Origin of the sequence: Streptomyces sp. Ru62, from assembly GCF_002920615.1 — a bacterium.
Lineage (GTDB): Bacteria > Actinomycetota > Actinomycetes > Streptomycetales > Streptomycetaceae > Streptomyces.
Genome location: NZ_PQSU01000010.1, coordinates 175475 through 190723, shown reverse-complemented (window position 1 = coordinate 190723; position 15249 = coordinate 175475). Strand labels below are relative to the sequence as shown.

Here is a 15249-nt window from a genome sequence, read left to right as displayed (position 1 = left end):
CTCAGCCCTTGGCCACGGCGCGCAGCCGGTCCACCACGTCGGCCCGCAGCTCGGCCGGCTCCAGGACCACCACGTCCGGCCCGAACTCCACCAGCCAGGCGTCCAGGCCGTGCCCGTACGGAATCTCCAACTCGTCCCAGCCGTCGCCGAGTTCCCGGACCTTGGTGGCCTTCGCCCGAAGGGGGTAACCGGCGCCGGAGCGCAGCCGGATCAGCGCCGAGCGGTCGGCTATCTCACCGGCCCAGCCCGCGACGGTCTCGCGCACGGTGACGACGTCCGGCACGGGCGCGGTGAAGCCCGTACCCCGGGAGCGGACCTTGCCGGTGATCCGGGAGAGCCGGAAGACGCGCTCGGCACCCCGGTCGCGGTCGAAGCCGGCCAGGTACCAGTGGCCGCGCCAGCACTCCAGCGCCCACGGCTCGACGTGCCGGGGCTCGGGGCGGGCGGCGGAGGCCTTGCGGTACTCGAAGACCACCGGGCGGCGGTCGCGGCAGGCCAGCATCAGCGGCTCGAAGGCGGCCTCGTGCACCGGGATGCGCGGCTCCAGGGCGCCGTGCGCCTCATAGGGGTCGACGTCCTCGGGGAGCCCGGCGGCGCGCAGCTTCTGCAGGGCGCCGCTGGCGGCCCCGGCCAGCCGGGCCTGCTGCCAGACCTTGGCGGCGAGGCCGAGGGCGGCGGCCTCCTCGGCGTCCAGGGTGATGGGGGGCAGGCGGTTGCTGTCGCGGCGGGCGAGGTAGCCGACCTCGCCGTCGAGGTTCTCGACGGTCTCGATGACCAGGCCCAGTTCCCGCAGGTCGTCCTTGTCCCGCTCGAACATGCGGTTGAAGGAGTCGTCGCTGCCCGCTTCCAGGTAGGCCTCGATGGACTCGCGCAGCTCCCGCTTGCTGAGCGGCCGCCGCGTCCCGAGCAGACACAGCGCGAGGTTCATCAGCCGCTCGGCCTTGGCAATGGCCATCGACGCCCTTCGCCTTCCCTATGGTGCTTCCGACCGATGACCGTACCGCTCCGCGGGGCGGTGACAAAAGCCGAGAGCCCATGCCCGAGCAGGCATGGGCCCCAGGTGATCGGTTCCGGTCGGACCCGGCCGGCCGATCGGGCGTGGATCAGACGCCGAGCAGGTCGACCACGAAGATGAGGGTCTCGCCGGGCTTGATCGCCGGGGTCGGGCTCTGGTTGCCGTAGGCGAGGTGGGCGGGGATGGTCAGCTGGCGGCGGCCACCGACCTTCATGCCCTGCACGCCCTGGTCCCAGCCCTTGATGACCCGGCCGGCACCCAGCGGGAAGCGGAACGGGGTGCCCCGGTTCCAGCTCGCGTCGAACTCCTCGCCGGTGCTGAAGGCGACGCCCACGTAGTGCACGGTGACGTTCTGGCCCGCCTGCGCGACCGGCCCGTCGCCCTCCCAGATGTCCTTGATCTCCAGGTCCGCCGGGGGCTCGCCGCCCGGGAAGTCGATCTCGGGCTTGTCGATGCTCACGTCAAAAGCTCCTGCTTGTGTACGACACGGAACGTGGACAGTCTTTCATCATCGCGGGCCTCCCGCCCGCCCCGGGCGCTACATCGCCGCGAGGATGTCCACCGTGAAGACGAGGGTGGAGCCCTTCTTGATGACTCCCCCGCTCGGCGGGTTGTCGCCGTACCCCAGGTCCGGCGGGACGACGATCAGGACCCGGCTGCCGACCTTCTTGCCGGTCAGACCCTGGGCGAGGCCCTTGACCGCCTGCTGCATCTGCTCCAGCGAGAACTGGCTGAGCCGGCCGGAGCCGTACGTCCGCTGGAAGGTCTTGCCGCCGTCCCAGACCAGGCCCTGGAACTGGCACAGGACCGTCTGGTCGGACTTCAGCTCGGGACCGTCGCCCTCCAGGACGTACTCCGACACGAGCTTCTTCGGCGGGTCTGCCTTGGGGACGGTGACCTTGGGCACCTGGCCGTCGGTGTTGGTGCCCACCTTCGGCAGGGCGGCGTCGTCCTGCGGGACCGGCGTGCCCTTGACGGAGCTCTTGGAGTTGAAGGAGTCGATCAGGTCGATGACGAAGACCAGCGTGTCGGTGCCCTTGATGCCCGCCTGTTCGTTGCCCTCCGTGCCGTAGCCCCAGGTGGGCGGCACGGCGATCTGGACGCGGCTGCCGGTCTTCTTACCCGCGAGGCCGTACCGCCAGCCGTCGATGATGCTGCCCTGGGCGAGCTGGATGACCAGGGGGCGCTTGCGGTCGTAGGAATTGTCGAAGACCTTGGCCGTGCTCCAGATCTGGCCGAGGTAGTTCGCCTGGATGAAGTCGTTCTCCGCGACCGTGCGGCCACTGCCCGTGATGAGCGTCTTCACCGCGAGGTTCTTCGACGGGTCGCCCGGTCCCTTGGCGACGGTCGGCTTCTCGCCGAACTTCGTCCCCGCCGTGACCGCCGGCAGCGGCCCGTCCACGATCTTGGGCGGGGGCGCGGACGACGCCGTGGCCGACGGTGAGGCGCCGGTCTTGCTGGAGTCGGACTTGTCGTCACCGCATCCGGCGAGCGTGACCAGTCCTGCGGGAACGGCGGCGAGGAGGAGTGAGCGTCGGCGCACGGAAGAGCCTCGTAATCGGTCGATCTTGCGGATGGCGTGCGCGCAACTCTACGACTTGAGCAGGGCGCCGTACGGGAAACGTACGGCGCCCGTGTGGCGTTCCGGCACGGGTGTGCCGGAACGCCTGACCCACCTCCCGATGACTACATTCCTGCGATGAGCTTCTCCACCCGGTCGTCCACCGAACGGAACGGGTCCTTGCACAACACGGTGCGCTGTGCCTGGTCGTTGAGCTTGAGGTGCACCCAGTCGACCGTGAAGTCCCTGCGCTGTTCCTGTGCCCGCCGGATGAAGTCGCCGCGCAGCCGGGCGCGAGTGGTCTGCGGGGGAACCGACTTGCCCTCGAAGATCTTCAAGTCGTTGCAGACGCGGGCGGCTTGGCCCTTCTTCTCCAGCAGGTAGTACAGGCCACGACGGCGGTGGATGTCGTGGTAGGCGAGGTCTATCTGGGCGACCCGCGGGTGCGACATCGTCATGTTGTGCTTGGCCCGGTACCGCTCGATGAGCTTGTACTTCATGACCCAGTCGATCTCGGTCTCGATGCGGTCGAGTTCCTCGTTCTCGATCGCTTCGAGGGTGCGGCCCCACAGGTCCAGGACCTGCGCGACCGTGCCGGTGCGGATGCCCCGGCGGTCGCAGAAGTCCACGGCCTTGTCGAAGTACTCGCGCTGCACCTCCAGCGCCGACGCCTCCCGGCCGCTGGCCAGGCGCACCTTGCGCCGGCCGGTGATGTCATGGCTGACCTCGCGGATCGCCCGGATCGGGTTCTCCAGGGTGAGGTCGCGCATCACGGTGCCGGCCTCGATCATGCGCAGCACCAGGTCGGTGGCGCCGACCTTGAGCAGCATCGTCGTCTCGGACATGTTCGAGTCGCCGACGATGACGTGCAGCCGGCGGTAGCGCTCGGCGTCCGCGTGGGGTTCGTCGCGGGTGTTGATGATGGGCCGGGAGCGGGTCGTCGCCGAGGAGACGCCCTCCCAGATGTGCTCCGCGCGCTGGCTGACGCAGTAGACGGCGCCACGCGGGGTCTGGAGCACCTTGCCGGCGCCGCACAGCAGCTGCCGGGTGACGAGGAAGGGGATGAGGATGTCCGCGAGCCGGGAGAACTCCCCGTGCCGGGCCACCAGGTAGTTCTCGTGGCAGCCGTAGGAGTTGCCCGCCGAGTCGGTGTTGTTCTTGAAGAGGTAGACGTCGCCTGCGATGCCCTCCTCGTGCAGGCGTCGTTCCGCGTCCACCAGGAGTCCTTCGAGAATGCGCTCGCCGGCTTTGTCGTGGGTGACCAGTTCGATCACGTTGTCACATTCGGGGGTCGCGTATTCCGGATGTGAGCCCACGTCGAGATAGAGCCGGGCGCCGTTTCGCAGAAAGACATTGCTGCTGCGGCCCCATGACACGACACGGCGGAAGAGGTACCGCGCCACCTCGTCAGGAGACAGGCGGCGCTGTCCCCTGAACGTGCACGTGACGCCGTACTCGTTCTCCAGCCCGAAAATGCGGCGGTCCATGAGGGAACATTACGCCCGATCCCCCGAGCTGAAACGGGGTTCGGCAGCACGATTTGGATCATTTTCCGATGAAGCCGCAACGATCCCGCCCCGCGCGGGAGCTGCGAGGACCCGTCCGGTGGCGAGCAGGACCAGCAGCGACACGGCCCCCGCGGCACCCGGCAGCGCAAAGCCCCACAGGGTGCCACCGGCCTGGACCACCGGCCCTGCCAGGCCCGTTCCCGCCGAGGCACCCACGGTGAACGTCGTCACGAGCCATGAGAACGCCTCGGTGACGGTCCCGCTCGGCGCGTGCCGGTCGACGATGATGAACGCGCAGGCGATGCACGGCGCCAGGAACACACCGGCGACCACGCTGAGCAACACCATGGCCACCGCGCCCGGCACCAGCATCAGCGGCAGGTAACACACCGCCAGAAGGGCCACCAGCACTCTGAGTCGCCGTTCGGGTGCGCCGCCCCACGCGCGGGCGCCGTAGACGGTGCCGCCGGCCAGCGCCCCGAGGCCCAGCCCTGCCATCAGCCAGCCGTACACCGCGTCGCCGCCGTGACCGTCCGCGTACGACACCGAGGCGACCGTGATGGAGCCCAGCGCGATGCCGACGAACAGGAAGGCGGCGAGCAGCACGAGCAGACCGGGCGAGCGCAGGGCACCCAGCCAGTGGGCCTCACGGGGGGCCGAGCGCCACGCGCGGGAGGGCGGCGAGAGCACGACGGAGAGCGCGCCGAGCACGCCCAGCAGGTTCAGCGCGAGCAGGGCGGCGCGCTCGTCCCACAGGGCCACGCAGAGGGTCACCAGCAGCGGGCCGACGGTGAACATGACCTCCTGCGCGATGGCGTCCATGGCGTACGCGGTGTGCACCTGCTCCTCGCGGCCCAGCACGGACGGCCACAGGGCGCGCAGGCCGCCCTCCAGGGGCGGGGTGAACAGGCCGGCCGCCGCGACGGCCGCATAGGCGAGCGGCAGCGGTGTGGTGCCGCAGAAGGCGAAGAGGGTCATGGCGAGGGCGGCGAGGACGGCCGCGGGCAGCTGGACGCGCGGCTGGCCGTACAGGTCCACGAGGCGGCCCAGCACGGGCTGGCCGACGGCGTTGGCGACCCCGTACACGGCGGCCAGGGCGCCGGCGAGGCTGTAGGTGCCGCCCTCGGCGCGGACGAAGAGCACCAGGGCGATGGCGGCGGTGGCGTTGGGCAGCCGGCCCACCAGGGTGCCGGTGAGCAGCCGCAGGGCGTGCCTCGCCCTCAGGATGTCCAGGTATCCCGTGGCCATGTCCTGCCCTCCGTGGCTCGCCGGGACGCCGTGACGGCCCGAAGTGTTACGTATAACGTCCCTCGTCATACGTACCATGTGCGCTGTTCGCACGTCCAGACGACGGGGAGTCAGTGGTGGCCCGCAGCAGCACGCGCCCGACCAGCCGGGACGTCGCCCGGGCGGCCGGGGTCTCCCAGGCCGCCGTCTCCCTCGTCCTGGGCGACAAATGGCGCGGCCGGGTGTCCGAGACCACCGCCGAGCGCGTCCGCGAGGCCGCGCGCGAGCTGGGCTACCGCCCCAACCTCGCCGCCCGCAACCTCCGCCTGGGCCGTACCCGTACCGTCCTGCTCGTGGTGCCCGCCCTGACGACGGAGTTCTTCGCCGGCGTCTACACCGGCGCCGCGCGCGTGGCCGCCGAACACGGCTTCGGCGTGGTGCTCTACCCCTCCCCCGAGGGCATCGGCCCGGCCCGCGACCCCTTCGCCTCCGCGCAGGCCGCCCTGGACGGCGTCATCGCCTCCTCCATGGCCGCCGACGCCCTCTCCGCGATCCGGGGCGACCAGCTGCCCCTGGTCATGCTCGACAGCGACCCGGCGGGCAGCCTGGGCGCCGCGACCGTGAACCTGGACATCGCCGACGGCGTACGGCAGGTCGCCGCCCATCTGCTGGACCTCGGCCACCGGCGGGTGCTGCACCTGGCCGCCGACGTGCCGTCCTGGACCTTCGAGGTGCGCGCGAGGGAGCTGGCCGCGCGCCTGGCCGCCGTGCCGGGCACCGAGGTCCGTACGGCCCGGGCCCCGATCTCCATCGAGGGCGCGCTCGCCGCCACCGAGGCCGCGCTCACCGCGCCGGGCCCCCGGCCGACGGCGGTGGTCTGCGACGACGACAAGCTCGCCGCCGGCGCCTACAAGGCGCTGCGCCGCCTGGGGCTGCGCGTCCCGGACGACATGTCCGTCACCGGCCTGGACGACCTCGCCCTGGCCACCGCCATCGACCCCGAGCTCACGACGGTACGGCTGGACGCAGAACTGTTCGGGGAACGGGGCATGCGGGCCCTGCTGGCGGTCCTGGAGGGCCGGGAGCCGGAGGGCGGGGACATCCCCGTCGAACTGGTCGTCCGGGGCTCCACGGCGCCGCCGCACGCGTCGGCGTGAAAAGCCGGGTGCCCCGGCCGGATCTCCGGCCGGGGCACCCGGCGACACGTGCCGCAGGCGGCTACTCCTCCTCGGAGTCCTCGGAGCCGTCCGCGCTCTCCGCCTCCGTGCTCGCGCCGTCCGCCGCCAGCAGACGGGCGAGCTGGCGGCCGACGATGCGCTTGAACTTGCGCTTCTGCGGGCGCGTACGGTCCAGTACGGCGACCTCCAGGCGCTCGGCGGGGATCTCCCGCTCGCTGCCGTTGGTGTCCCGGGACAGGGCCTGCACGGCCAGCTTGAGGGCCTCGGCGAGGCTCATGCCGTCGCGGTGGCGCTGGTCCAGGAAGCTGCTGATCTGCTCGGCGTTGCCGCCCACCGCGACCGAGCCGTGCTCGTCCACGATGGAGCCGTCGTGCGGCAGCCGGTAGATCTGGTCGCCCTCGGGGGTCTCCCCCACCTCGGCCACCACCAGCTCCACCTCGTACGGCTTCTCGGCCGCGGAGGAGAAGATCGTGCCCAGCGTCTGGGCGTAGACGTTGGCCAGGCCCCGGGCGGTGACGTCGTCGCGGTCGTAGGTGTAGCCCCGCAGGTCGGCGTAGCGGACACCGCCGATGCGCAGGTTCTCGTACTCGTTGTACTTGCCGGCCGCCGCGAAGCCGATCCGGTCGTAGATCTCGCTGAACTTGTGCAGCGCGCGGGACGGGTTCTCGCCGACGAAGACGATGCCGTCGGCGTACTGCAGCACGACCAGGCTGCGGCCGCGGGCGATGCCCTTGCGGGCGTACTCCGCCCGGTCGGCCATGGCCTGCTGGGGTGAGACATAGAACGGCGTCGACACCGGTTATCCGTCCCTTTCTGTCATGGTCACTGGATCACCTTCATAAGAACCGGGCCCGCGCTCAGAGCAGGGCGGCCTTGGGGCCGTCGGGCTCCTCCAGGCGCTTCTGGAGCACCGCGCGGGCGATCTCGGACGCCTCGTCCTCGGTGAGCCGGCGGAAGCCGTCCTCGGTGATCACGGTGATGATCGGGTAGATCCGGCGGGCGACATCGGGACCGCCGGTCGCCGAGTCGTCGTCAGCCGCGTCGTAGAGGGCCTGCACCACGAGGGTGGTGGCCTGCTCCTCGGTCAGGTCGTCACGGAACAGCTTCTTCATCGCACCGCGCGCGAAGATCGAGCCGGAGCCCGTCGCCGCGAAGTTGTGCTCCTCGGAACGGCCGCCCGTGACGTCGTAGGAGAAGATGCGCCCCTTCTCGCGGTCCAGGTCGTACCCCGCGAAGAGGGGCACCACGGCCAGGCCCTGCATGGCCATGCCGAGGTTGGAACGGATCATGGTCGACAGCCGGTTCGCCTTGCCCTCCAGGGACAGCTGGGCACCCTCGACCTTCTCGAAGTGCTCCAGCTCCAGCTGGAAGAGCTTGACCATCTCGACGGCCAGGCCGGCGGTGCCGGCGATACCGACGGCCGAGTACTCGTCGGCCGGGAACACCTTCTCGATGTCCCGCTGCGCGATCACATTGCCCATCGTGGCCCGGCGGTCACCGGCGAGCACCACGCCGCCGGGGAAGGTCACGGCCACGATGGTCGTGCCGTGCGGCGCCTCGATCACGCCCTTGGTGGGCGGCAGCTGCCGGTTGCCGGGCAGCAGCTCGGGCTGGTGCTCGGCGAGGAAGTCCATGAACGAAGAGGATCCTGGCGTCAGGAAGGCAGCTGGTAGACGCCCGGTGCCACGAGAGTTGGCTTCCACGAGTTTCCTTCCAGGTAGGCAACGGCACGACGGCCAACCTCGGGGTCGTCCCTCAATTTGCCGATGGCCGAGTTGCAGTTGAAGCACAATACGCCACGGACACTACCCGTCTTGTGGCAGTGATCCACATGCACGGGCGGGGCGTCCAGGCAGATCGCACACAGGCCCCGCTGAGAGGCGATCAACCTGTCACGCTCGGCCCCGGTCAAGCCGTAGTTGCGCTTCAGGTGGTGCTCTCGCCCCTTCGCCGCCTTGCATGTCCTGCAGAGCGTCGCCAGACCGTCTGAGGCACTGCGGTTCCGCGTCCACTCACTGTGCGGCTTGACCTGGCCGCACGTACGGCAGTACTTGTGCCCCGGGGGCGCATCCACTCTCGGGCGAACGTTGCGCCCCTTGGCCACCTGCCGTTGCTGGTGATAGGCAGCCGCGCACTCACGGCAATATGCCTGCCGCCCATCACGCATCGCCCTGTTCCGCGCGAACGCTGCTCGTGGCTTGTGTTGCTTGCACCGCGAGCAGCGCTTCACGCCTTCCTCGGTTGCCACCCCATTCCCCCCGCAACCTTCGATTCGAAGGAAGAACAGGCCTACTGGCCACCCTTCTGAACGAAACTCCGCACGAAGTCCTCTGCGTTCTCCTCCAAGACATCGTCGATCTCGTCCAGGACGGAGTCCACGTCGTCCGACAGCTTCTCGTGCCGCTCCTTGAGGTCCTCCGAGCCCTGCGCGTCCTGCGCCTGCTCCTCGACCTCCTCGGTGGACCGCGTGGCCTTCTGCTGGCCGCCGCCCGTGTCCTTGGTTGCCATAACCCTCACCCCGCTCAGTTCGCCTGCCGATCGGTGATGATCAGACCCTACAAGCCGGGTCCGACATCGGCCCCGCAGTTTCTGCAACGTACGGGGGCCACCCCGATGATTCCCGGGCGGTGGGGTTTCCACCCCGGCCGCCCGGGCGCACCGAGTACCCCCTGGCTCCGCTCACCCGCCGGACAGGACCCTGACCAGGTCTTCCGCGGTACGGCAGCGGTCCAGGAGCTCCTTGACGTGATTTCGCGTTCCGCGTAGCGGTTCCAGGGTTGGAACGCGCTGGAGCGAGTCGCGGCCGGGAAGGTCGAAGATGACCGAGTCCCAGGAGGCGGCCGCGACGTCGTCCGCGTACTGCTCCAGGCAGCGTCCGCGGAAGTACGCGCGTGTGTCGTCCGGCGGCTTCGTGCGGGCCCTGTCGACCTCGGACTCGTCCAGCAGCCGCTTCATGCGTCCGCGGGCCACCAGGCGGTTGTACAGGCCCTTCTCGGCGCGTACGTCCGCGTACTGGAGGTCGACCAGGTGCAGCCGGGCCGCGTCCCAGTCCAGGTTGTCGCGGCGGCGGTAGCCCTCCATCAGCTCCCGCTTGGCGACCCAGTCCAGCTCGCCGGCCAGGCTCATCGGGTCGTTCTCCAGCCGGGTGAGGGTGTCCTCCCAGCGGCTGAGGACGTCCTTGGTCTGGTCGTCGGCGTCGGCGCCGAAGCGCTCCTCGACGTACTTGCGGGCCAGCTCGAAGTACTCCATCTGCAACTGGACCGCGGTGAGGGTGCGCCCGCTGCGCAGGGTGACCAGGCGCTTGAGCGACGGGTCGTGCGAGACCTGGTGGAGGGTGCGCACAGGCTGGTCGACGGCGAGGTCCACGGCGATGAAGCCGTCCTCGATCATGGACAGGACCAGGGCGGTCGTGCCCAGCTTGAGGTACGTCGAGATCTCGGAGAGGTTCGCGTCGCCGATGATGACGTGCAGCCGCCGGTACTTCTCGGCGTCGGCGTGCGGCTCGTCGCGGGTGTTGATGATCGGCCGCTTGAGGGTGGTCTCCAGGCCGACCTCGACCTCGAAGTAGTCCGCGCGCTGGCTGATCTGGAAGCCGTGCTCGTGCCCGTCCTGGCCGATGCCGACGCGGCCGGCTCCGGCGAAGACCTGGCGGGAGACGAAGAAGGGCGTGAGGTGGCGCACGATGTCCGAGAAGGGGGTCTCCCGCTTCATCAGGTAGTTCTCGTGCGTGCCGTAGGAGGCGCCCTTGTTGTCGGTGTTGTTCTTGTAGAGGTGGATCGGCTGGGCACCGGGCAGCTGCGCGGCGCGCTCGGCGGCCTCGGCCATGATGCGCTCGCCGGCCTTGTCCCAGAGGACGGCGTCGCGGGGGTTGGTGACCTCGGGCGCACTGTACTCGGGGTGGGCGTGGTCGACGTAGAGACGTGCGCCGTTGGTGAGGATCACATTGGCCAGCCCGATGTCCTCGTCGGTGAGCTGGCTGGCGTCGGCGGCCTCCCGGGCGAGGTCGAAGCCTCGCGCGTCGCGCAGCGGGTTCTCCTCCTCGAAGTCCCAGCGGGCCCGGCGGGCCCGGTGCATCGCCGCCGCGTAGGCGTTGACGATCTGGGACGAGGTGAGCATGGCATTGGCGTTCGGGTGGCCGGGGACGGAGATCCCGTACTCCGTCTCGATGCCCATTACTCGCCGTACGGTCATGCGGCCCTCCTTGCCCGGCGGCACCCTCGGTCGTGGGCGCCGCTCACGTACCGCTGGCGCTCCGGTGCGTGTGCGGTGCCCGTCCCCGCACGGCGCGACTCGGCGGCAGGAACGAGCCTAGAACGCCTTTGCGCTGGTGGGGAGATCATTTGCGTCATTGGCTGCTCCGGTCGTGGCCCGAAAAACAGTCGGCTGCGGGTACCCACTGAGGGCACCCGCAGCCGCCCTGCCGTTACAGGTACTGACCGGTGTTCGCCACCGTGTCGATGGAGCGTCCGGTGTCCGCGCCCTGCTTTCCGGTGATGAGCGTACGGATGTACACGATCCGCTCGCCCTTCTTTCCGGAGATCCGGGCCCAGTCGTCCGGGTTGGTGGTGTTGGGCAGGTCCTCGTTCTCCTTGAACTCGTCCACGCAGGCCTGGAGCAGGTGCGAGACGCGGAGGCCCTTCTGGTTCTTCTCCAGGAAGTCCTTGATCGCCATCTTCTTGGCGCGGCCCACGATGTTTTCGATCATGGCGCCGGAGTTGAAGTCCTTGAAGTACAGGACTTCCTTGTCACCGTTGGCGTAGGTGACCTCCAGGAAGCGGTTCTCCTCGGATTCGGCGTACATGTGCTCGACCGCGGTCTGGATCATGCCCTGGACCGTGGAACCCTTGTCGCCGCCGTGTTCCGCGAGGTCGTCCGCGTGCAGCGGCAGACGCTCGGTGAGGTACTTGCCGAAGATGTCCTTCGCCGCCTCCGCGTCCGGACGCTCGATCTTGATCTTCACATCGAGCCGGCCGGGGCGCAGGATCGCGGGGTCGATCATGTCCTCGCGGTTGGAGGCGCCGATCACGACCACGTTCTGCAGGCCCTCCACGCCGTCGATCTCGGCGAGCAGCTGGGGGACGATGGTGTTCTCCACGTCCGAGCTGACGCCGGAGCCGCGGGTGCGGAAGAGGGACTCCATCTCGTCGAAGAAGACGATCACGGGGGTGCCCTCGCTGGCCTTCTCGCGGGCACGCTGGAAGACGAGGCGGATCTGCCGCTCGGTCTCGCCGACGTACTTGTTGAGCAGCTCGGGGCCCTTGATGTTCAGGAAGAAGCTCTTGCCCGCGGCCTGGCCGGTGACCTCGGCGACCTTCTTGGCCAGCGAGTTCGCCACGGCCTTGGCGATCAGTGTCTTGCCGCAGCCGGGCGGGCCGTAGAGCAGGACGCCCTTGGGCGGGCGCAGCTCGTGCTCCTTGAACAGGTCCGGGTAGAGGTACGGCAGCTCGACCGCGTCCCGGATGGCCTCGATCTGGTTGCCGAGGCCGCCGATCTGCTCGTAGCCGATGTCGGGGACCTCTTCGAGGACCAGTTCCTCGACCTCGCTCTTGGGCACGACCTCGTAGACGTAGCCGGAGCGGGGTTCGAGCAGCAGCGCGTCGCCGGCGCGGATGGTGACGTCCAGCAGCGGCTCGGCGAGCCGTACCACCCGCTCCTCGTCGGTGTGCCCGAGTACCAGGGCGCGCTCGCCGTCCTCCAGGATCTCCTTGAGGGTGACGATGTCGCCGACGCGCTCGAACTCCATGGCCTCGACCACGTTGAGCGCTTCGTTGAGCATGACCTCCTGGCCGCGCCGCAGCTCGTCGACCTCGACGCTGGGGCTGACGTTCACCCGGAGCTTGCGGCCGCCGGTGAAGATGTCGGCGGTGCCGTCCTCGTTGGCCTGCAGGAAGACACCGAAGCCGGCCGGCGGCTGGGCGAGCCGGTCGACTTCCTCCTTGAGGGCCACGATCTGGTCGCGGGCCTCGCGGAGGGTGTTGGCCAGTCGCTCGTTCTGGGCGGACACGCCGGCCAGGTTGGTCTGCAGCTCGACGATCCGCTCTTCGAGAATCCTCGTGTGGCGCGGAGAGTCGGCGAGCTTGCGGCGCAGGACGGCGATCTCCTGCTCAAGGTAGGCGATCTGCCCGGCCGGGTCGTCGGACCCGCGTCCCGGGCGGATGCCGCGGTTCATGTCGTCGTCGTGGGCTGCCACGGTCCTCACCTCCTCCAAGGGGAGCTGGACGCTTCCAGACCCTACCTGGGCTGGTGTCGATTGAAACCCCTAGATCACAAAGACTGTCAAGGTGTGTCGTCGGTCACCCGGTGCACACTCCCTCGCACGGAGGGGATACCCACTCAACGTGAAGGGAAAGCAGCTTGTTCCATGCATGGCGTGGTCGAATCCCTTCATTACTGACCGGAGTTGTCCGCACCCGACCGATCGGCCCGTATCCGGGCAGCACGCAGCGCGCTCGTACGATCATCACGCAGAGCGACGGCATCGGCGGATGGCGTCACCGCCGTGGCGGCCTGAAGTGATCGACCCGGCCGCCGGGGAACCCCTTTCCCGGTCCGGCGCTGGTACCCGAGCGGGCCGGGCCGGAAACCCCGCACCGGTCCCACACGGCAACAAACCGGGCGGAGGTAGGGTCGAGGGTGTTCAACAGCCGCTGGAGCGGACCCGGCTGGCCCTCGGGTGCCGGAACCGCCCGGCGAACCGACGGCAGGAGAGATGACCGTGCAGCAGGAGGCCCCGGGCGGCGAGGCGCTGGAGGTCTGGATCGACCAGGACCTGTGTACCGGCGACGGGATCTGCGCCCAGTACGCCCCGGAGGTGTTCGAGCTGGACATCGACGGGCTGGCCTATGTGAAGGGCGCGGACGACGAGCTGCTCCAGGCCCCCGGGGCGACCACGCCGGTGCCGCTGCCGCTGCTGACCGACGTGGTGGACTCGGCGAAGGAGTGTCCCGGCGAGTGCATCCACGTACGCCGGGTTTCGGACAAGGTCGAGGTGTACGGGCCCGACGCGGAGTGAGCCCGGTTCAGACGCTCTCGGTCCCGGCCGGGGTGGAGCGGAGGAAGGCGCTGCCGTTCCACCGCCACGAGGCCGGGGTCTTCACGTCCGGGCAGCAACTGGGCACGGCGTCCGAGGAGTAGCCGAGCAGCGTGGCGGAGACCGCACGCGCGCGGAGCGCGAAGTCGGTGACCGTGAGCCGTTCCTTCGGTTCGACGAGGGTGGCGACCACGCGGGGCTTGCCGCCGCCCGCGGAGCGGGTGAGGACGTAGACCCCGTCGGGCGGGGTGCCCATGGGGGCGTCGCAGTGCACCACCGCGACGGTCTCCGGCCTGCCGTCGCCGTCCAGGTCTCCGGTGGCCTTCTTGGCGACCACCGCCTTCACGGGGCCGCAGTCCAGCGGGAACCGCACACCCGCCGTGCCCGGCGGCGCCACGGCCGCGGCGGCGGACTTGCCCTTGGCGGCGGGGGCGGACTGGGCTGCCGTGGCCGATCCGGGCTGGATGACGGAGGAGAGGGCCACGACACCCGCGACGGCCGTGGCGGTGGCGACCCAGTGGATGGGCCGGGTCTGGGTGTGCGCGAGCTCCGGAACGGCGGATTGCTGCACGAGGAGCGTCTCCTGTGAGGGCTGTGCCGGTGGGATGGGCTGCATGGTGCCACACGTCACAGTGCGCGGGAACGGCGGGGTCCGGGATTCCCGGCCGGATCGTGCGCGGGCACACGCGCGCGTGGAGGGCATCGGTGCCGGTGCCGCGTCAACGAAAGGGCGCCGTGGCCGAGTTCCCGGATGCGGCCGGGAACTCGGGCACGGCGCCCTCGCGTTGTACCGGTGTGCGCCTGCCCGGTCAGCGGCCGGCGCCGCCGTCGGCGTTCGGTCCGGCGTAGTCCTCGCCGTAGGCGCCCTTCGCGGGGCGGCGGCGGCGCATGGGCGGCTCGACGCCGTCCGCGAGGCGGCGGGCGGTGAGCAGGAAGCCGGTGTGGCCGATCATCCGGTGGTCCGGGCGGACGGCCAGGCCCTCGATGTGCCAGTTGCGGATCATGGTCTCCCAGGCGGTCGGCTCGTTGAAGCAGCCGATCTCCCGGATGGACTCCACGGTCCGGGCGAGCTGGGTGGTGGTGGCCACGTAGCAGCACAGGATGCCGCCGGGGACGAGCGCCTTGGAGACGGCCTCCAGGCACTCCCAGGGGGCGAGCATGTCGAGGATGACGCGGTCGACGTCGGTGTCGGACAGGTTGTCCTGGAGGTCACCGACGGTGAGCTGCCAGGCGGGGTGCGGGCCGCCGAAGTAGCGCTCCACGTTCTGCCGGGCGATGTCGGCGAAGTCCTCGCGGCGCTCGTAGGAGTGGAGCATGCCCTGGTCGCCGATGGCCCGCAGCAGGAAGCTGCTGAGCGAGCCGGAGCCGACGCCGGCCTCCACGACGCGGGCGCCGGGGAAGATGTCGGCGAAGGCGAGGATCTGCCCCGCGTCCTTCGGGTAGACGACGGCTGCCCCGCGGGGCATGGACAGGACGTAGTCGGGGAGCAGGGGGCGCAGCGCGAGGTAGGCGACGTTGCCGGTGGTCCGGACAACGCTGCCCTCGGGAGCGCCGATCAGTTCGTCGTGCGGGAAGGAGCCCTTGTGGGTGTGGAAGTTCTTCCCGGCTTCGAGCGTGAACGTGTAGTGGCGACCCTTGGGGTCGGTCAGCTGTACCTGGTCCCCGACCTTGAAGGGCCCGCGCCTGCGGGCGGCACCGGTCGGTTCGGACATGTGACCAGCCTACCGGTT

General features: G+C 69.9%; 15 protein-coding genes. 2 read left to right on the top strand and 13 right to left on the bottom strand.

Annotated features, from left to right (window positions below):
* Window position 1 precedes the first annotated feature (1 nt).
* The 5 genes from C3492_RS15825 to C3492_RS15805 form a co-directional block, all read right to left on the bottom strand.
* Complete coding sequence (locus tag C3492_RS15825; protein ID WP_103812398.1) at window positions 2-955, bottom strand: YafY family protein; 954 nt, start codon at window positions 953-955, stop codon at window positions 2-4.
* Between the two features lie 148 nt (window positions 956-1103).
* Window positions 1104-1475 (bottom strand): FKBP-type peptidyl-prolyl cis-trans isomerase, encoded by a 372-nt coding sequence (locus C3492_RS15820; RefSeq protein ID WP_103812397.1) that lies wholly within the window; start codon window positions 1473-1475, stop codon window positions 1104-1106.
* 78 nt (window positions 1476-1553) lie between these two features.
* The gene (locus C3492_RS15815) at window positions 1554-2558 is read right to left on the bottom strand and encodes an FKBP-type peptidyl-prolyl cis-trans isomerase (protein WP_103812396.1); all 1005 of its coding nucleotides are present in this window, start codon (window positions 2556-2558) and stop codon (window positions 1554-1556) included.
* A 143-nt stretch (window positions 2559-2701) separates the two neighbouring features.
* Complete coding sequence (pafA, locus tag C3492_RS15810) at window positions 2702-4063, bottom strand: Pup--protein ligase (protein WP_030653997.1); 1362 nt, start codon at window positions 4061-4063, stop codon at window positions 2702-2704.
* Between the two features lie 9 nt (window positions 4064-4072).
* Window positions 4073-5332, bottom strand: a complete 1260-nt coding sequence (locus tag C3492_RS15805; RefSeq protein WP_103812395.1) for an MFS transporter — start codon at window positions 5330-5332, stop codon at window positions 4073-4075.
* A gap of 116 nt (window positions 5333-5448) precedes the next feature.
* Here C3492_RS15805 and C3492_RS15800 point away from each other — a divergent pair, with 116 nt between their 5' ends.
* Complete coding sequence (locus C3492_RS15800; protein WP_103812394.1) at window positions 5449-6468, top strand: LacI family DNA-binding transcriptional regulator; 1020 nt, start codon at window positions 5449-5451, stop codon at window positions 6466-6468.
* Between the two features lie 61 nt (window positions 6469-6529).
* Here C3492_RS15800 and prcA read toward each other — a convergent pair whose 3' ends face one another.
* From prcA to arc, 6 genes are all read right to left on the bottom strand, one after another.
* A complete protein-coding gene (prcA, locus tag C3492_RS15795) occupies window positions 6530-7285 on the bottom strand; it encodes a proteasome subunit alpha (RefSeq protein ID WP_103812393.1) in 756 nt (251 codons plus the stop codon).
* Window positions 7286-7346: 61 nt separating this feature from the next.
* Window positions 7347-8192 (bottom strand): proteasome subunit beta, encoded by an 846-nt coding sequence (gene prcB / locus C3492_RS15790; RefSeq protein WP_103812392.1) that lies wholly within the window; start codon window positions 8190-8192, stop codon window positions 7347-7349.
* The gene (locus C3492_RS15785) at window positions 8144-8656 is read right to left on the bottom strand and encodes an endonuclease VII domain-containing protein (protein WP_374938352.1); all 513 of its coding nucleotides are present in this window, start codon (window positions 8654-8656) and stop codon (window positions 8144-8146) included. The genes prcB and C3492_RS15785 overlap by 49 nt, the downstream gene beginning before the upstream one ends.
* Before the next feature lie 122 nt (window positions 8657-8778).
* Window positions 8779-8997, bottom strand: coding sequence for a ubiquitin-like protein Pup (locus tag C3492_RS15780; RefSeq protein ID WP_058079921.1), 219 nt, complete (start codon window positions 8995-8997; stop codon window positions 8779-8781).
* A gap of 171 nt (window positions 8998-9168) precedes the next feature.
* Window positions 9169-10680, bottom strand: a complete 1512-nt coding sequence (dop, locus tag C3492_RS15775; protein WP_374938351.1) for a depupylase/deamidase Dop — start codon at window positions 10678-10680, stop codon at window positions 9169-9171.
* A 232-nt stretch (window positions 10681-10912) separates the two neighbouring features.
* A complete protein-coding gene (gene arc, locus C3492_RS15770) occupies window positions 10913-12679 on the bottom strand; it encodes a proteasome ATPase (RefSeq protein ID WP_103812389.1) in 1767 nt (588 codons plus the stop codon).
* A 519-nt stretch (window positions 12680-13198) separates the two neighbouring features.
* Here arc and C3492_RS15760 point away from each other — a divergent pair.
* On the top strand, window positions 13199-13501 hold the full coding sequence (locus C3492_RS15760) for a ferredoxin (RefSeq protein ID WP_041665048.1): 303 nt from the start codon (window positions 13199-13201) through the stop codon (window positions 13499-13501).
* A 7-nt stretch (window positions 13502-13508) separates the two neighbouring features.
* On the opposite strand, the gene C3492_RS15755 is transcribed toward C3492_RS15760, so the two are convergent.
* Window positions 13509-14090: a hypothetical protein gene (locus tag C3492_RS15755; protein ID WP_103812388.1), complete on the bottom strand. Its 582-nt coding sequence runs from the start codon at window positions 14088-14090 to the stop codon at window positions 13509-13511.
* Between the two features lie 238 nt (window positions 14091-14328).
* Window positions 14329-15231 carry a tRNA (adenine-N1)-methyltransferase gene (locus C3492_RS15750; protein ID WP_014671696.1) on the bottom strand — a complete coding sequence of 301 codons (903 nt, stop codon included), beginning with the start codon at window positions 15229-15231 and terminating at the stop codon, window positions 14329-14331.
* Window positions 15232-15249: the final 18 nt, after the last annotated feature.

Bases quoted from the DNA above. Each gene is read 5' to 3' on its own strand.
- C3492_RS15825 (WP_103812398.1), bottom strand. From the start codon at position 955: ATGGCCATTGCCAAGGCCGAGCGGCTGATGAACCTCGCGCTGTGTCTG.
- pafA (WP_030653997.1), bottom strand. From the start codon at position 4,063: ATGGACCGCCGCATTTTCGGGCTGGAGAACGAGTACGGCGTCACGTGC.
- C3492_RS15805 (WP_103812395.1), bottom strand. From the start codon at position 5,332: ATGGCCACGGGATACCTGGACATCCTGAGGGCGAGGCACGCCCTGCGG.
- C3492_RS15785 (WP_374938352.1), bottom strand. From the start codon at position 8,656: ATGCGTGATGGGCGGCAGGCATATTGCCGTGAGTGCGCGGCTGCCTAT.
- C3492_RS15780 (WP_058079921.1), bottom strand. From the start codon at position 8,997: ATGGCAACCAAGGACACGGGCGGCGGCCAGCAGAAGGCCACGCGGTCC.
- dop (WP_374938351.1), bottom strand. From the start codon at position 10,680: ATGACCGTACGGCGAGTAATGGGCATCGAGACGGAGTACGGGATCTCC.
- C3492_RS15760 (WP_041665048.1), top strand. From the start codon at position 13,199: ATGACCGTGCAGCAGGAGGCCCCGGGCGGCGAGGCGCTGGAGGTCTGG.
- C3492_RS15750 (WP_014671696.1), bottom strand. From the start codon at position 15,231: ATGTCCGAACCGACCGGTGCCGCCCGCAGGCGCGGGCCCTTCAAGGTC.